Origin of the sequence: Bradyrhizobium sp. SHOUNA76 (assembly GCF_023006445.1) — a bacterium.
In the GTDB taxonomy this organism is placed as follows: domain Bacteria; phylum Pseudomonadota; class Alphaproteobacteria; order Rhizobiales; family Xanthobacteraceae; genus Bradyrhizobium.
Genome location: NZ_JALBHA010000921.1, coordinates 1 through 1170, shown reverse-complemented (window position 1 = coordinate 1170; position 1170 = coordinate 1). Strand labels below are relative to the sequence as shown.

General features: G+C 67.4%; 2 protein-coding genes. Both read right to left on the bottom strand.

Going from position 1 to position 1170, the window contains the following annotated elements:
- On the bottom strand, positions 1–525 hold a 525-nt coding region (locus tag MOV74_RS38595; RefSeq protein ID WP_246932802.1), incomplete at its 3' end, for a thiamine-monophosphate kinase.
- Positions 526–596: 71 nt separating this feature from the next.
- The gene (gene nusB, locus MOV74_RS38590) at positions 597–1094 is read right to left on the bottom strand and encodes a transcription antitermination factor NusB (RefSeq protein ID WP_246932800.1); all 498 of its coding nucleotides are present in this window, start codon (positions 1092–1094) and stop codon (positions 597–599) included.
- Positions 1095–1170 lie beyond the last annotated feature (76 nt).

Here is a 1170-nt window from a genome sequence, read left to right as displayed (position 1 = left end):
GTCGAGGCCGAGCGCGGCATCGCCGATCGTGCCCGTCACCAGGATGCGATCGCCTGGCCTCGCACCGGTACGGCCGACCATCCGCCCTTGAGGCACGCGGCCGAAGGCGGTGATCGAGACCATCTGCGGGCCCGGCGTCGAGACCGTATCGCCGCCGAGCAGCGGACAAGCGAATTCCTTGGCGTCCTCGCCGAGCGCATCCGCGAAGGGGCGCAGCCAGGCATCCTCCTTGTTGCGCAGCGCCAGCGTCAGCACGAAGCCGGCAGGCACCGCGCCCTTGGCGGCGAGATCGGACAGGTTCACCCGCAGCGCCTTGCGCGCGATGGTGTCCGGCGGATCATCGGCAAGAAAGTGCACACCCTCGACGACGGCGTCGGTGGTGATGACGATGTCCTCGCCGGCAGACGAGAGGATCGCGGCGTCATCGACCAGCCCCAACGCGCCGGGATCAGTCGCCAGCGGCTTGAAATAGCGCGCGATGAGGGAGTCTTCGGCGGAGACCTGCGTGTTGTCCTCCTGCGTCACGATAGCAGACCCGTCATCCCTGCGCGCCATTGCGCGGGGATGACGGCTACGGCGGAATTCATCGCCTGATCCTACCCCCGCCCGAACTCGTCACCGCGAAACTGGCGGCCGATCTGGTCGAGCACGGCATTGACCATGCCGGTCTCCTCGCGGTCGACGAAAGCGTTGGCGACGTCGACATATTCGGAGACGACGACGCGGCCCGGCACGTCCTTGCGGTGCTCCAATTCGTAAGCTCCGGCCCGCAGCACCGCGCGCAGGATCGCCTCGATCCGCTTCAAGGGCCAGCCCTTCGACAGCGCCTCGTCGATCAGGGGATCGAGCTTCTTCTGGTCGCGCACCACGCCCGAAACGACATCGCGGAAGAACGCGGCTTCGGCCGGTAGATAAGTGTCGCCCTCGACCTCGTTGCCGAGCCAATGGCTCTCGAACTCGGCAAAGATGTCGTTGATGCCGGCGCCCGCGATATCCATCTGGTACAGCGCCTGCACGGCCGCGAGCCGCGCCGCACCGCGCCGGTTCGCCTTCTTCTCGGCAACGCCTGCCGGCTTTTTGGTGTTGTCGGCCATGGCTCAGGCCTGCGCCAGGCGGCGTTTGATGCGCAGCATCGCAAGCGCGGCGCGCGCGGCATCGCCACCCTTGTCG